Origin of the sequence: Streptomyces sp. NPDC020983 (assembly GCF_044333485.1) — a bacterium.
GTDB lineage: Bacteria > Actinomycetota > Actinomycetes > Streptomycetales > Streptomycetaceae > Actinacidiphila.
The window spans coordinates 35,801-47,688 of record NZ_JBIRRA010000020.1 but is presented as its reverse complement, the minus strand read 5'-3'; the positions used below and the strand labels follow the sequence as shown (position 1 = coordinate 47,688).

Sequence of the window (11,888 nt, the reverse complement as noted above, 5' to 3'; positions counted from 1 at the left end):
GAGATCCCGGGATGGGGACGCGGGGACCGGCCGGCAACCGGCCGGCTGCCGGCCGGCCGGCGGTCAGGAACCGGCGGTCGCCCGGCGGAAGGCGGAGGTGTCCGGCGGCGCGATCTGGCCCAGCTGGATCATCAGGACGTGCAGGTCGTTGCAGGCCCAGTGGTCGCTGACCCTGCCGTCGCGGACCTTCGCGATGTGGATCTCGTTCCAGCTGATGACCCGGCCGGTCGGCTCCGCGCCGAAGACCAGGCCCTTGTGGGTGCCGGTGAGCTTGACGTGCTGGATGACGTATTCGCCGTCCTCGAAGTCGCGGATGATCTCGGCCTTGAGGTCGGGGAAGCCCTGCCGCTCGATCTTGATGACGGACTTGACGCCCTCGCGGCTGGTGTCCATTCCGGGAGGCGCGTTGTGGTTGACGAAGTCCTCGGTCATCAGTTCGTCGAGGACGTCGGTGTCGCCCTTGGAGAACGCCTCAGTGAGAATGCGGCGGATGTTGACCTTGTCGGACACGGTGTACTCCTTCGAATGGCTTGCCGGTCGTCTCGGCAAGGGCTACCTGGATGTTCACGAGGGTTCGTTCGGGTTCGAGCCAGCCCGCCGCCGGGCCCGGGTCGAATTGCGCCCAGACCGTTTCCGCGGGCAGGTCCTCGGCGTGCGCCAGCCGCGCGGCGGCCAGCACCCGGTCGAAGTAGTCGGCGAGGTCGTGCAGGACGCCGGGCCCGGCGGGGCCGCCGTGCCCGGGCACGACGGCCGCGGGCTCCAGCGCGATGAGCCGGTCGAGGGCCGCACGCCAGCGGCCGACGCGGCCGTGCACCGCGAGCGGGGTGACCCCGGCGAAGCACAGGTCGCCGCTGACCAGCACCTTCTGTGCCGGCAGCCACACCGCGAGATCGGCCGCCGAGTGGGTGTCGGTGAATTCCAGCACCTTCGCCCCCGAGGGCAGGGCGCGTTCGATGCCGTCCGGCGGCACGGGCTCGGCGGCGACGCTGTCCCAGTCGGCGAGCCGCGTCGCGAAGCCGGGCATGACCTTCGCGAGCAGCGCGGGCAGGCCGCGTTCGCCGATCATCCTGCGCATGCCGGCCACCGTGCGCGGGTGGGCGACGATGGGGGCGTCGTCGAAGAGCAGGTTGCCGCCGATGTGGTCGGTGTGGATGTGGGTGTTGACGACGAGCCCGGCGCGGCGGCCGCGGCGCTCCAGCGCGGCCGGGATGGCGGCGGCCATCTCCGGCAGCAGCATGGTGTCGACGACGGTGACCGGCTCGCCGAGCAGCAGCACGCTGTTGGACTGGCCCGCGCCGCCGTCGCCGTTGACGAGCGCGACCACGCCGTCGGCGACCTCGACCTCCCGGACCTCCGGGACGGCCTCCAGCGAGGCCCCCGGCACGCCGCCCGGCACGGCCGTCACGCCTTCCCGGACGCGCCGGCCCCGGCGGCCCCGGCCGCGTGCAGCTGCTGGATCTGCTGGATGAGGCCGGTGCGGTCGAGCATGGCGTGCCAGGACACGATGCGGCCCGCGTCGGCGCGGATGACCTCGATGACGTTCCACGTCAGCCGGGTGCCGGTGCCCTTGGGGATACCGGTGAGCGTCAGCTCGACGGCGAGCGCGGTGCCGTCACCGGACTCCACGATGCTGTCGACCCTGTGCTCCAGCTCGTCGTAGAGGCCGCGCTGCTGGGCGAACATGTCGCCGAGCCGCTTGGCGCCCCTGGTCTCCTGGCTGGCGGTGCGGATCTCCACCTCGCCGTCGCACAGCTCGTACAGCAGGAAGCCGTTGACCTCCTCGACGGCCCGGTAGACGGCCTCCCACAGCTCGCGTGCGGTCTTCATGGTCGTCATTTCCCTTCGCCGGACATGATCCAGTCGACCTCGTAGACGTGGACGTCCACGTTGTCGGCGTACTTGTGCAGCTCGGTGATGAGCGCGCGGCCGGCCTCGCTGCGGATGTGCTCCTGGAAGGCGGCGAGGGTGCTCCACTGGGCGTAGTTGGTGACCCGGGTGCCGTCGACGGAGCAGTGCACGTTCGCGGAGACGAAGCCGGGCATGTGCCGGACGATGTCCTCGGTCTCCCTGCGGATGGCGGCGGACAGGTCCTGTTGCTTGTCCGGCGTGCAGTGGAAGACGTTGATGTACGTCATGAGCCGGTCCTCGGCGGAGATCGTGCTCACGGCCGCACCCCCGTCGTGACCGCCCCCGCCGTCCCCGCCGTCTCGGCGACCACCGTGTAGCTGCGGAACTCCGGGTCGGAGTAGCAGGCGCGCATCGGCCGGACCAGCTCCTTGTGCTCCTCGGACTTCTCCCAGGCGAAGAAGTCGGCCAGCGACGTCCACTCGCTGACGATGAGCCAGCTGGCCGGGTCGTCCGGCGCCTGGCAGATCTGGTCGCGGATGTGGCCCCTGGTGGCGGCGACACTGAAGCGGACCTTCTCGTACGCGGCGAGGAAGTCCTCGCGCCGGTTCTCGGCCACCTTCATCCCGAACAGCACCCGGGCGGTCCCCGCCGCGCCGTCCCGCGTCCCGGCCCCCTCCTCCCCGAGCACCTCGGTGTCGATGTGGGCCAGCGACGGGTCCGGGGCGAGCGGGCCGATGTGGTAGACGGTCAGCGACTCGGTGGTGCCGACGTTCCGCAGCCGGTGCCGCTTTCCGATGGGGACGTAGATTCCCTCGCCGGCGCCCACCGCCCATTTCTCGCCCTCGACCTCCAGGACGAGATCCCCGGTGACGTTGTAGAGGAATTCCTCGCCGTAGGGGTGGAAATGCTCCACCACGTGCTCGCCGGGCCGGAGGATCGCAGTTCCCATGTAGCCGGACCTGCTCCCCACCGAACCCGGGTGGAGCACCATGCGCAACTGGCCGCCGCGCGCCCGATAGGGCTCTATTTCCTCGGCGCGGATCCGGCCTACCCGTGAATCACTCATAAGGAAATACTCGCCGCCCGCCCGCGCCGCCCGCATCGGAATTCTGCCGCGAATATCCTGCGGTAATTCCGCGGCCGGGCTGCGGGAAACCCGCGGCGCGGGGCCGCGGGCGCGGGTCCGCCCCGGGGCCGGCGCGCGTGGCGCCGGCCGCCGGGGCGGACCGGGTCACCCGGTGCCGGGGCGGCCCGGTCAGGGCACCGCCGCGTGCGCCCGGAAACCGTGCGTACAGGCGTACACCGCGAGCTGCGTGCGGTCGCGCAGGTCCAGCGCCCGCAGCAGCGAGGAGATGTGCGTCTTCACGGTGGGCCGGCCCAGCTGGAGCTGGTCGGCGATCTCGACGTTGGTCAGCCCGTGGCCGATCAGGCCGAGGATCTGCCGCTGCCGCGGGGTGAGCTTGACCGTGTCGCCCGGACCGGCCGGGGTCTCGTTGGGGACGTTGTAGCGCAGGGTGCTGACCAGTTCGCCGGCCACCTGCGGATCGAGCGCGACACCGCCGCGGTCCACGGCCCGTATCGCGTCGACCAGGACCTGCACGGGGGTGTCCTTGTGCAGGAAGCCCTGGGCACCGCCCAGCAGCACCTTGATCGCGGTGCCCGCGTCCAGGCTCGCGGACAGCGCGAGGACCTTGACGCCCATCTGGTCGGTCTGGCTGACCAGATGGCGGGAGAGCAGGTCCTCGGTGTCGAAGCCGTCCAGGTCCATCAGCAGCACGCGCGGCCGATGGTCCCGCAACAGCCTGGGACTGTAACTCTCGGTGTCGAATTCGACGACGACGTCGATACCCGGGATACCGCACAGAACCGCCATCATTCCGGCCCTGTACACGCCGGGACCGCCACAAACTGCGACAGGCAACAAATCGTCTAAACCACGTACAATGTCCATCGAGACCCCCGCAGAGTGATAAACCATCTGTGGATTTGTGGGACTGACAGCACCGCCATCCGCAGGTGGCTCCCCTTCGGCGCACGCGCGTAACCTGTGAGTGGGATCTCGGCGTACTCCGCGGCAAGTGGCTGCACCGAATATCGGTACCGCCTGTCCCGGGTCTCCGGTGTCGGCTCACGCCCCCCTGGCGGCGGGGTCGTCCGCGCCGTGCGGCGGGAGGGCGCGCAGCACCAGCGCGCTGTTGAAGCCGCCCTGGCCGCGCGCGGTGACCAGCACCGCCCGCAGCGGGCGTTCGCGCGGTGTGCGGACGAGGTCGAGGCCGTACGCCGGGTCCGGGTCGTCGAGGTTGCCGGACGGCGGGATCACGCCGGCCCGCATCGCCAGCAGCGCGGTGGCGGCGTTGAGCGCGGAGCCGCCCGCGAGCAGCCGCCCGGTCAGGCCCTGCGGGGCGGTGACGGGCACGCCGTACGGTCCGAACACCGCGCGCAGCGCGCTCGCCTCGGCGGCGTCGGCGTCCGGGCGGCCCGCCCCGTCGGCGAGCACCATGTCGATGTCGGACGGGACCAGACCGGCGCGCTGCACGGCGAGTTCGATCGCGCGGGCGTACTGCCGGCCGTCCGGTGCGGAGTCCCGGTAGTGGTGGGCGTCGTGGGTGGCGGCGTAGCCGGCGACGGTGCCGTAGCCGGCCGGCCCGGACCTGGCGCGTACCGCCGCCTCGTCCTCGACCAGCAGCACCGCGCCGCCCTCGCCCGGGACATGGCCGCCGGCCGCGCGGTCGAAGGGCTTGTAGCCGGCCCGGGGGTCGGTCGCGGTGGACAGCTTGCCGCCGGCCATCTGGGCGGTCAGCGCGTAGGGGGCGAGGGGCGCCTCGGTGCCCCCCGCGAGCACGGCGCCGGTGCCGCGGCGGATCGCGCGGTCCGCCCAGCCGAGGCTGTCGAGACCGGACGCGGCGTCCGCGACCAGCACCCCGCAGGGGCCCTTCGTGCCGTGGTGGATGGCCAGTTGGCCGGTGCTGGCGGCGTAGAACCAGGCGATCGACTGGTAGACCCCGACCGCCTTGCGGCCCCGGCTCCACAGCGCCTGGATCTCGCGCTGCCCGAACTCGTTGCCGCCCGAACCGCTGCCGAGGATCACGGAGGTGGCGTACGGGTCGTGCGCGGCCGGGTCGTAGCCGGCGTCGTCGAGGGCCATGCCGGCCGCGGCGAAGGCGAGCCACGTCCAGCGGTCGGTCTGGACCGCGAGCCGGCCCGGCACGTGGGCCTCCACGTCGAAGCCGGTGATCTGGCCGGCGAGCGTGGTGGCGTAACCGCCGGTGTCGAAGGCCTCGATGGGGCGCACGGCGAGCTCGCCCGCGAGGGTGGCGCGCCAGTGCTCGCCGGCGCCGGTGCCGGTCGGCGCCACGACGCCGATCCCGGTGATCACGGCGGTCACCGGTCCACCGCCGTCAGGACGATGGCGGACTGGAAGCCGCCGAAGCCGCTGCCGACCGACAGCGCGGCGTCCACACGGTGGTCGCGCGCGGTGTTGGGCACGTAGTCGAGGTCGCACAGCGGGTCGGGCTCGGCGTAGTTGGCCGTCGGCGGCACCACGTCGTGCTCGATCGCCAGCGCGGTCGCGGCCACCTCGATGGAGCCGATCGCGCCGAGCGAGTGCCCGACCATGGACTTGATGGAGCTGACCGGCACCCGGTAGGCGTGCTCGCCGAGGCCGGCCTTGAAGGCGGCGGTCTCGTGCCGGTCGTTCTGCTTGGTGCCCGAGCCGTGCGCGTTGACGTAGTCCAGCGCGGTGGGGTCCAGCCGGGCCTGGTCCAGCGCGCTGCGGATGGCGACGGCCATCTCGGCGCCGTCCGGGCGCAGTCCGGTCATGTGGAAGGCGTTGCAGCGGTTGGCGTAGCCGCGGATCTCGGCGTAGACGTGCGCGTCGCGCCGCCGTGCGTGCTCGTACTCCTCCAGGACGAGCACCGCGGAGCCCTCGCCCATCACGAAGCCGTCGCGCGTGGCGTCGAAGGGGCGGGAGGCGTGCGCGGGATCGTCGTTGCGGGTGCTGGTGGCGCCGATCGCGTCGAAGCAGGCCATGGAGATGGGGGTGATGGGCGCGTCGCTCGCGCCGGCGATCACCAGGTCGGCCATGTCGTCCTGGATGAGCTGGTACGCCTGGCCGAGCGCGTCGATGCCCGAGGTGCAGCCGGTGGAGACCACCGACGCCGGGCCGTGGGCCGCGAAGCGGTGGGCGACCTCGGCCGCGAGGCTGCTGGGGATCCACGCCTGGTAGAGGAAATCGGAGGCGAAGCGCGGGTCGACGAGCCAGCTGCGGCCGCCGTCGCTGGCGACCACGTACTCGTCCTCCAGGCGGGTGCTCGCGCCGACCGCGCTGCCCAGGCACACCGCCATCCGGTCGTGGTCGACGCCGGCCGGGCCCTCCGCGTCCAGCTCCAGGCCGGAGTCGGCCACCGCCTCGTCGGCGGCGACCAGCGCGAACTGCACGGAGCGGTCGTTGCGGAACACCTCCTGCCGGGTGAGGCCGGCGGCCAGCGGGTCGAAGTCCACCTCCGCCGCCAGCTGGGAGCGGAACTGCGCGGGGTTGAACAACGAGATCCGCCGGGTGGCGGTGCGCCCGTCCGTGAGCATCTGCCAGAAGGCCTTGCGGGTGGGGCCGCCGGGGGCGACCACCCCGATCCCGGTCACCACGACACGGCGCCCGCCGCCCGCCGGACCACTGCCGCGGGGGCCGCTCAGCGGGCCGCTCATCGTGCCCGCTCGCTCAGTCCCTCGTTGACCAGCGCCACCAGCTCGCCGAAGGTCGCGTGGGCGTGCTCGTCCTCCAGCGCGACCCCGTAGCGGTCCTCGATCTCGGCCCTGACCTGGAGTTGCGCCAGCGAGTCGAGGTCGACGTCGCCGAGCGTGGCCCCGGGGTCGGCGGTCACGGCGGACCTGGGCAGCCCGGTTTTGACGACCAGGATCTCCATCAGCTCGTCAATTGTGAATGTCGGCACAGCGAATCCCCTTTCACATTTCCAGCAACGGAACCCGGCGACTCAGGTTACGCAATATCCAGCCGGATTATCTTCAGCCCAGAGAACTAAATCGGCTCATACCCGAGAACGAGGCCCGCCCATCCCCGGGGACGAAGCTTTGCCGACCGGGGGAATTATTGACGCAATTTCCCGGCCGGTGCTTCACTGGCGTCAATTGATTTCCCGAATGCGAGGAGACGGTAATGGACTCGTCAGCAGCGCCCTCCGTGCCCGCGGCCCCGGCGGCTCCCGCGGGGGCGCCGGCCGGCGCCGGGGTCACCTCGGTGGCGGTGGCGATGGCCCGGGCGCTGGAATCCGCCCGCGCCGACCGGATGTTCGACGACCCCTGGGCGCAGGGGTTCGTGGACGCGGCCAGGGAGGTGCTGGAGCCGGACGAGTGGCCCTCGCTGGAGGCCTGGGTCGACCTGTTCTACTCCCGCGGGGTCGTCCGCACCCGCTTCATCGACGACTACGTGTGCGAGGCCGTCGCCGGCGGCTGCCGCCAGGTGGTCATCCTCGGCGCCGGGCTCGACGCGCGCGCCTTCCGGCTGCCCGTGCCGGACGCGGACGTGTACGAGGTCGACACCCCGTCCGTCTTCGGCTTCAAGGACGCCGTGCTCGCCGCCGCGGGCGCGAAGCCGACCGCCCGCTCGCGCACCGCGGTGCACGCCGACCTGCGCGAGGACTTCGCCGCCCGGCTGGCCGGCCGGTCCTTCGACCCCGCGCGGCCGACCGCGTGGGTCGCCGAGGGGGTGCTGCCGTACCTCACCGGCGAGCAGGCGCGGAAGGTCGTCGGCGACGTCGGGCGGCTGTCCGCGCCGGGCAGCAAGCTGGTCTTCGAGCACTCCGACAAGGCCGGCCCCGACCCGCGGGCGAAGAACGCCGCCCTCAGCACCCCGGGCGCCGACCGGATCAGCGCCATGGTGCGCGGCGGCCTCGGCCCGGAGGGGCGGGACTGGGTCGCGGGGCAGGGCTGGAGCCTGCACGTGACCGACCGCGGGGAGCTGGGCGCGCGCTACGGGCGGCCCGACGGACGGCTGCCGGGCGGCCAGTTCGTCACCGCGACCCGCCTCTGACGCGACCGGCGAAGGATTGACTGCCATGGAATCGAACCGCGCGCAGACCGAACTTTCCGAACCGACGCAGGAGCGCATTCAGGCGGGCGCCGAGTCCTATCGGCGCCCCATGCTCGCCGCGTACGACCTCTTCGTGCTCGGCATGATGAGCCGCTTCATGTGGCGCTGCCCGCGCGGCAGAATGCTGGCACATTACAACCGGCACGCCGGGGCCGCGCATCTCGATATCGGTCCGGGCACCGGATGGTTCATGGACAAATGCAGATTTCCGGTGGAATCCCCGTCGATCACCCTGCTCGACCTCAACGAGGTCGTCCTCCGGACCGCCGCGCACCGCATCCGCCGCTACCGCCCCGACGTCCGCACCGGGGACGCCTTCCGGCCCTTCGACAGCCTGGGCGGCGCGCGCTTTGACTCGGTCGGCATGAACTTCCTGCTGCACTGCCTGCCGGGCACGATGGCGCACAAGGCCGTGGTCTTCGACCACGTCAGGCCCCATCTGCGGCCCGGCGCCCGGGTGTTCGGCGCCACCGTGCTGGGCCTCGGCCCGCACCACAGCAAGCGCTCCGGCACACTGCTGGCCAAGCTCAACCGCAGCGAGGTCTTCAGCAACCTCGACGACCGGATCGACGACCTCGCCGAGCAGCTGCGCGCGCGCTTCACCGATGTCGAGACCGTCCGCTCGGGGACGGTCTGCCTCTTCTCCGCGCGCCACCCGGGGGCGTGATGAGCGGCGAACCGTCCCCCCTGGCACAGCAGTTGCACGACGGGGTGCTCCAGAGCCTGGCCGTCGCCCGGATCCGGCTGGGCCGGGCGCTCGCCGGGCCCGGCCCGCTGCCCCGGGAAGTCGGCGAGGAGTTACGGGAGTTGCTGGACGGCGAGATCGCGGGGCTGCGCCGCCTCATCGCGGGGGCCGGGGACGCGATCCCCGCGGAACCGGCCGCCGAGCCGGACGTGCCGCCGCAGCAGGACCTCCCGAGCGCCCTGGCCGCCACCGCCGCGCACCTCCAGTCGGCCACCGGCGTGCGGATACGCGTCGACGACCGCACGGCCCGGACCGGCGGCTGGTCGGGCAACGACCTGGTCGCGTACCGGATCGTCCGCGAGGCCCTGCACAACACCGCCCGGCACAGCGGCGCCGCGCACGCGTGGGTGACCCTCGCGTCGTCCCGGAGCCGGCTGGTGTGCGTCGTGTCGGACGACGGCCACGGCTTCCTGCCCGCGCGGACGGCCGGGCCGCGCGCGCACTTCGGGCTCGGCGCGAGCTACGCCCGCGCCCGTGCGGCGGGCGGCTACCTCGCCGTACGGTCCGGCGGCGACGGCACCTCCCTCACCCTCTCCCTGCCCAGGCAGCCGCGCACACCGCCCGACGGGGGGACCCGGCGATGACGCGTCCCGGCCGCGGGGCCGGCCCCGCCCCGAGCGTCCTCATCAGCGACGACCACCCGGTCGTCCGCTACGGCATCCGCACCCTGCTGGACGGCGAGCGCTACCGCATCGCCGGCGAGGCCGCCGACCTGCCCGGCACCGTCGCGCAGGTCCGCCGGCACCGCCCCGACGTGCTGCTGCTCGACCTGAGCTTCCTCGGCACCCCCAGCCTCCCCGTCCTGCCGACCGTCCGGGCGCTGTCCCCGGCCACCCGGGTGCTCATCCTGACCATGCGCAACGACCTGGACTCCGCACGCGACGCGCTCGCCGCCGGGGCCCACGGCTTCCTGCCCAAGGACGCCGCCGCCGAGGAGCTGGTCGCCGCCGTCGACGCGCTCGCGGCCGGCGGCCGCTACCTGCAACCCGCCCTCGGCGCGGCCCTGCTGGACCGCCCCGCGGGCCCGGACGGCCCGCTCAGCCGCCGCGAGCGCGAGGTGCTGGGCCTGATCGCCGACGGCCTCACCCACCCGCAGATCGCCGACGAGCTGGGCCTGTCCGTCCGCACCGTCGAGGCCCAGCGGGCGTCGATCAAGGTCAAGCTCGGCGTCAGCCGCCGGGCCGAACTGATCAGCCACGCACGGCGGTTGCGGCTGACCACGACAGGAGGAGAGCGCTGATGCAGACGGGCCGGCCCAGCCGCACCGCGATGAGTTCGGCGCACGCCCGCGCCGCCCACCAGACCGCGGACTCGCCACGGGTCTTCGCCGACCCGCTGGCGGCCCGCATCCTGCCGGCCTCCGCCGGCCCGGACCGGCCCGCGGGCGGCACACCGCACGGGATGCCCGCCGAGGTGCGGCTGTTCATGGCGCTGCGCCACCGGGTCGCCGAGGACGCCCTGCTCGCCGCGTCCCGCACCCGGCAGGTGGTCATCCTCGGCGCGGGACTCGACACCTTCGCGTACCGCAACCGCGACCCCGGGCTGCGGGTCTTCGAGGTGGACCTGCCCGCCACCCAGGCATGGAAGCGCGAGCGGCTCGCCGCGGCGGGCATCGACGTCCCCGACACGGTCGTCTTCTGCCCCGCCGACTTCGCCGAGCAGACCGCGGAACAGGCGCTCGTGGCCGCCGGGTTCGACCGCACCGCGCCGGCGTTCTTCCTGCTGCTCGGGGTGGCGCCGTACCTGGAACGGGAGGCGCTGCTGGACACCGCCCGCTTCGTCGCGGGCCTGCCCGCGCCCGCCGAGCTGGTCTTCGACTACAACCAGCCCGCCGCCGCGCTCCCCCCGCACCGCAGGCCCGCGCTCGCCGCGCAGGCCGAGGCGATGGCCCGCATGGGCGAGCCGTGGCGGTCCTTCTTCACCCCGCCGGAGATCGCCGCGGAGCTGGCCGACGCGGGCTTCGGCAGCATCGTCGACGTCGGCTGGCGGGACTGCGTGACGCGGTACGACCTCGACCCGGCGCTGCCCGACCTGTTCGGCGGCCGCATCGTGCACGCCCGCACCACCCACGACGAGAGGAGCCAGTGATGCACGCCCTGGTCATCGGCGGCGGGGTGGCCGGCCCGGCCACCGCCGTCGCGCTGCGCTCGATCGGCGCGCAGGTCACGATCTGCGAGGCCCGCCCCGCGCAGGACAAGGACGCCGGGCTGTGGGTCATGCTCGCCCCCAACGGCCTCGCCGCGCTGGAGGTGCTGGGCCTGAAGGACGCGGTGCTGCGCGAGTCGCTCGCGGGCGCCGCGGGACCCTCCGGTTTCGCGCCGATCCGCCGGGCCGGCCTCTACCGGGTGCTGCGCGAGGCCGCGGTCGCGGCCGGGGCCCGTATCCTGCACGACCGCAAGCTCGTCGCCGCGGACACCTTCGCGGACGGCGTGGTCGCGCGCTTCGCCGAGGGCCCGGCGCTCTCCGGCGACCTGCTCGTCGGCTGCGACGGCATCCACTCCCGCACCCGCACCCTCATCGACCCGGACGCCCCGCGGACCCGCTACGTACCCCTGCTCAACCTCGGCGGCTTCGCCTCCGGCGTGGACGCCCCGGGCGAGCCGGCGCAGCTCCAGTTCGTCCCCTCCCCCAAGGGCTTCTTCGGCTACACCGTCTCCGGCAGCCGTGAGGTGTGGTGGTTCGCCAACCTCCCGTGGGGCGCCGAGCCCACCCGCGCCGAACTCGCCGCGATGGACCGCGCCGCACTCACCGCCCGCCTCCTCGACACCTTCGCCTCCGCCCCGTCCTTCGTCCGCGACGTCATCCGCGCGACGTGGACGGACCTCTACGCACTCGCCACCCACGACCTGCCCACCGTCCCCGTCTGGAGCCGCGACCGCCTCGTCCTCCTCGGCGACGCCGCCCACGCCACCACCCCCACCTCCGGCCAGGGCTCCTCCATGGCCCTGGAGGACGCCGTGGTGCTCGCCCAGTGCCTGCGCGACCTCCCCTGGTCCCAGGCACCCGCCCGCTACGAGGAGCTGCGCCGCACGCGGGTCGAATCCGTCGTCGCCCTGGGGGCCCGCGCGTCCGCGGCCAAGCTCAGGTCCGGCATCCCGGACAACTCCCTGGACTGGGTGCTCGATCACCGCATCGACTGGTCCTCGCGCGTCTGACGGTCCTCGCGCGTCCGAGCGGCCCGGTACGAAGGTG

General features: G+C 73.3%; 15 protein-coding genes. 6 read left to right on the top strand and 9 right to left on the bottom strand.

The window, feature by feature from the left end; translation table 11 throughout:
* Nucleotides 1-63 precede the first annotated feature (63 nt).
* The 9 genes from ACH4SE_RS33270 to ACH4SE_RS33230 form a co-directional block, all read right to left on the bottom strand.
* Nucleotides 64-510 (bottom strand): ester cyclase, encoded by a 447-nt coding sequence (locus tag ACH4SE_RS33270; protein ID WP_398547284.1) that lies wholly within the window; start codon nt 508-510, stop codon nt 64-66.
* Entirely contained in the window at nt 473-1,405 is a 933-nt protein-coding gene (locus ACH4SE_RS33265; protein ID WP_398547283.1) for an MBL fold metallo-hydrolase, read from the bottom strand. The genes ACH4SE_RS33270 and ACH4SE_RS33265 overlap by 38 nt, the downstream gene beginning before the upstream one ends.
* Nucleotides 1,402-1,827, bottom strand: a complete 426-nt coding sequence (locus tag ACH4SE_RS33260) for a nuclear transport factor 2 family protein (protein WP_398547282.1) — start codon at nt 1,825-1,827, stop codon at nt 1,402-1,404. Before ACH4SE_RS33260 ends, ACH4SE_RS33265 begins: the two co-directional genes overlap by 4 nt.
* Before the next feature lie 5 nt (nt 1,828-1,832).
* Nucleotides 1,833-2,165 carry an antibiotic biosynthesis monooxygenase family protein gene (locus ACH4SE_RS33255; protein WP_398547281.1) on the bottom strand — a complete coding sequence of 111 codons (333 nt, stop codon included), beginning with the start codon at nt 2,163-2,165 and terminating at the stop codon, nt 1,833-1,835.
* Nucleotides 2,162-2,797 carry an antibiotic biosynthesis monooxygenase gene (locus ACH4SE_RS33250; RefSeq protein ID WP_398547280.1) on the bottom strand — a complete coding sequence of 212 codons (636 nt, stop codon included), beginning with the start codon at nt 2,795-2,797 and terminating at the stop codon, nt 2,162-2,164. Before ACH4SE_RS33250 ends, ACH4SE_RS33255 begins: the two co-directional genes overlap by 4 nt.
* A gap of 306 nt (nt 2,798-3,103) precedes the next feature.
* Nucleotides 3,104-3,724, bottom strand: a complete 621-nt coding sequence (locus ACH4SE_RS33245; protein WP_398547279.1) for a LuxR C-terminal-related transcriptional regulator — start codon at nt 3,722-3,724, stop codon at nt 3,104-3,106.
* A 252-nt stretch (nt 3,725-3,976) separates the two neighbouring features.
* Nucleotides 3,977-5,233: a beta-ketoacyl synthase N-terminal-like domain-containing protein gene (locus tag ACH4SE_RS33240; protein WP_398547278.1), complete on the bottom strand. Its 1,257-nt coding sequence runs from the start codon at nt 5,231-5,233 to the stop codon at nt 3,977-3,979.
* Entirely contained in the window at nt 5,230-6,549 is a 1,320-nt protein-coding gene (locus tag ACH4SE_RS33235; RefSeq protein ID WP_398547277.1) for a beta-ketoacyl-[acyl-carrier-protein] synthase family protein, read from the bottom strand. Before ACH4SE_RS33235 ends, ACH4SE_RS33240 begins: the two co-directional genes overlap by 4 nt.
* Complete coding sequence (locus tag ACH4SE_RS33230) at nt 6,546-6,794, bottom strand: acyl carrier protein (RefSeq protein WP_398547276.1); 249 nt, start codon at nt 6,792-6,794, stop codon at nt 6,546-6,548. Before ACH4SE_RS33230 ends, ACH4SE_RS33235 begins: the two co-directional genes overlap by 4 nt.
* A gap of 224 nt (nt 6,795-7,018) precedes the next feature.
* Here ACH4SE_RS33230 and ACH4SE_RS33225 point away from each other — a divergent pair, with 224 nt between their 5' ends.
* From ACH4SE_RS33225 to ACH4SE_RS33200, 6 genes are read left to right on the top strand one after another with little or no spacing between them, the layout of a single operon-like run.
* Nucleotides 7,019-7,891: an SAM-dependent methyltransferase gene (locus ACH4SE_RS33225; RefSeq protein WP_398547275.1), complete on the top strand. Its 873-nt coding sequence runs from the start codon at nt 7,019-7,021 to the stop codon at nt 7,889-7,891.
* A gap of 25 nt (nt 7,892-7,916) precedes the next feature.
* Nucleotides 7,917-8,618, top strand: coding sequence for a class I SAM-dependent methyltransferase (locus ACH4SE_RS33220; protein WP_398547274.1), 702 nt, complete (start codon nt 7,917-7,919; stop codon nt 8,616-8,618).
* Nucleotides 8,618-9,280 carry a sensor histidine kinase gene (locus ACH4SE_RS33215; RefSeq protein WP_398547273.1) on the top strand — a complete coding sequence of 221 codons (663 nt, stop codon included), beginning with the start codon at nt 8,618-8,620 and terminating at the stop codon, nt 9,278-9,280. The genes ACH4SE_RS33220 and ACH4SE_RS33215 overlap by 1 nt, the downstream gene beginning before the upstream one ends.
* Nucleotides 9,277-9,936: a response regulator gene (locus ACH4SE_RS33210; RefSeq protein ID WP_398547272.1), complete on the top strand. Its 660-nt coding sequence runs from the start codon at nt 9,277-9,279 to the stop codon at nt 9,934-9,936. The genes ACH4SE_RS33215 and ACH4SE_RS33210 overlap by 4 nt, the downstream gene beginning before the upstream one ends.
* A complete protein-coding gene (locus ACH4SE_RS33205; RefSeq protein WP_398547271.1) occupies nt 9,936-10,784 on the top strand; it encodes a class I SAM-dependent methyltransferase in 849 nt (282 codons plus the stop codon). Before ACH4SE_RS33210 ends, ACH4SE_RS33205 begins: the two co-directional genes overlap by 1 nt.
* The gene (locus ACH4SE_RS33200) at nt 10,784-11,851 is read left to right on the top strand and encodes an FAD-dependent monooxygenase (RefSeq protein WP_398547270.1); all 1,068 of its coding nucleotides are present in this window, start codon (nt 10,784-10,786) and stop codon (nt 11,849-11,851) included. The genes ACH4SE_RS33205 and ACH4SE_RS33200 overlap by 1 nt, the downstream gene beginning before the upstream one ends.
* The last annotated feature ends 37 nt before the right edge of the window (nt 11,852-11,888 follow it).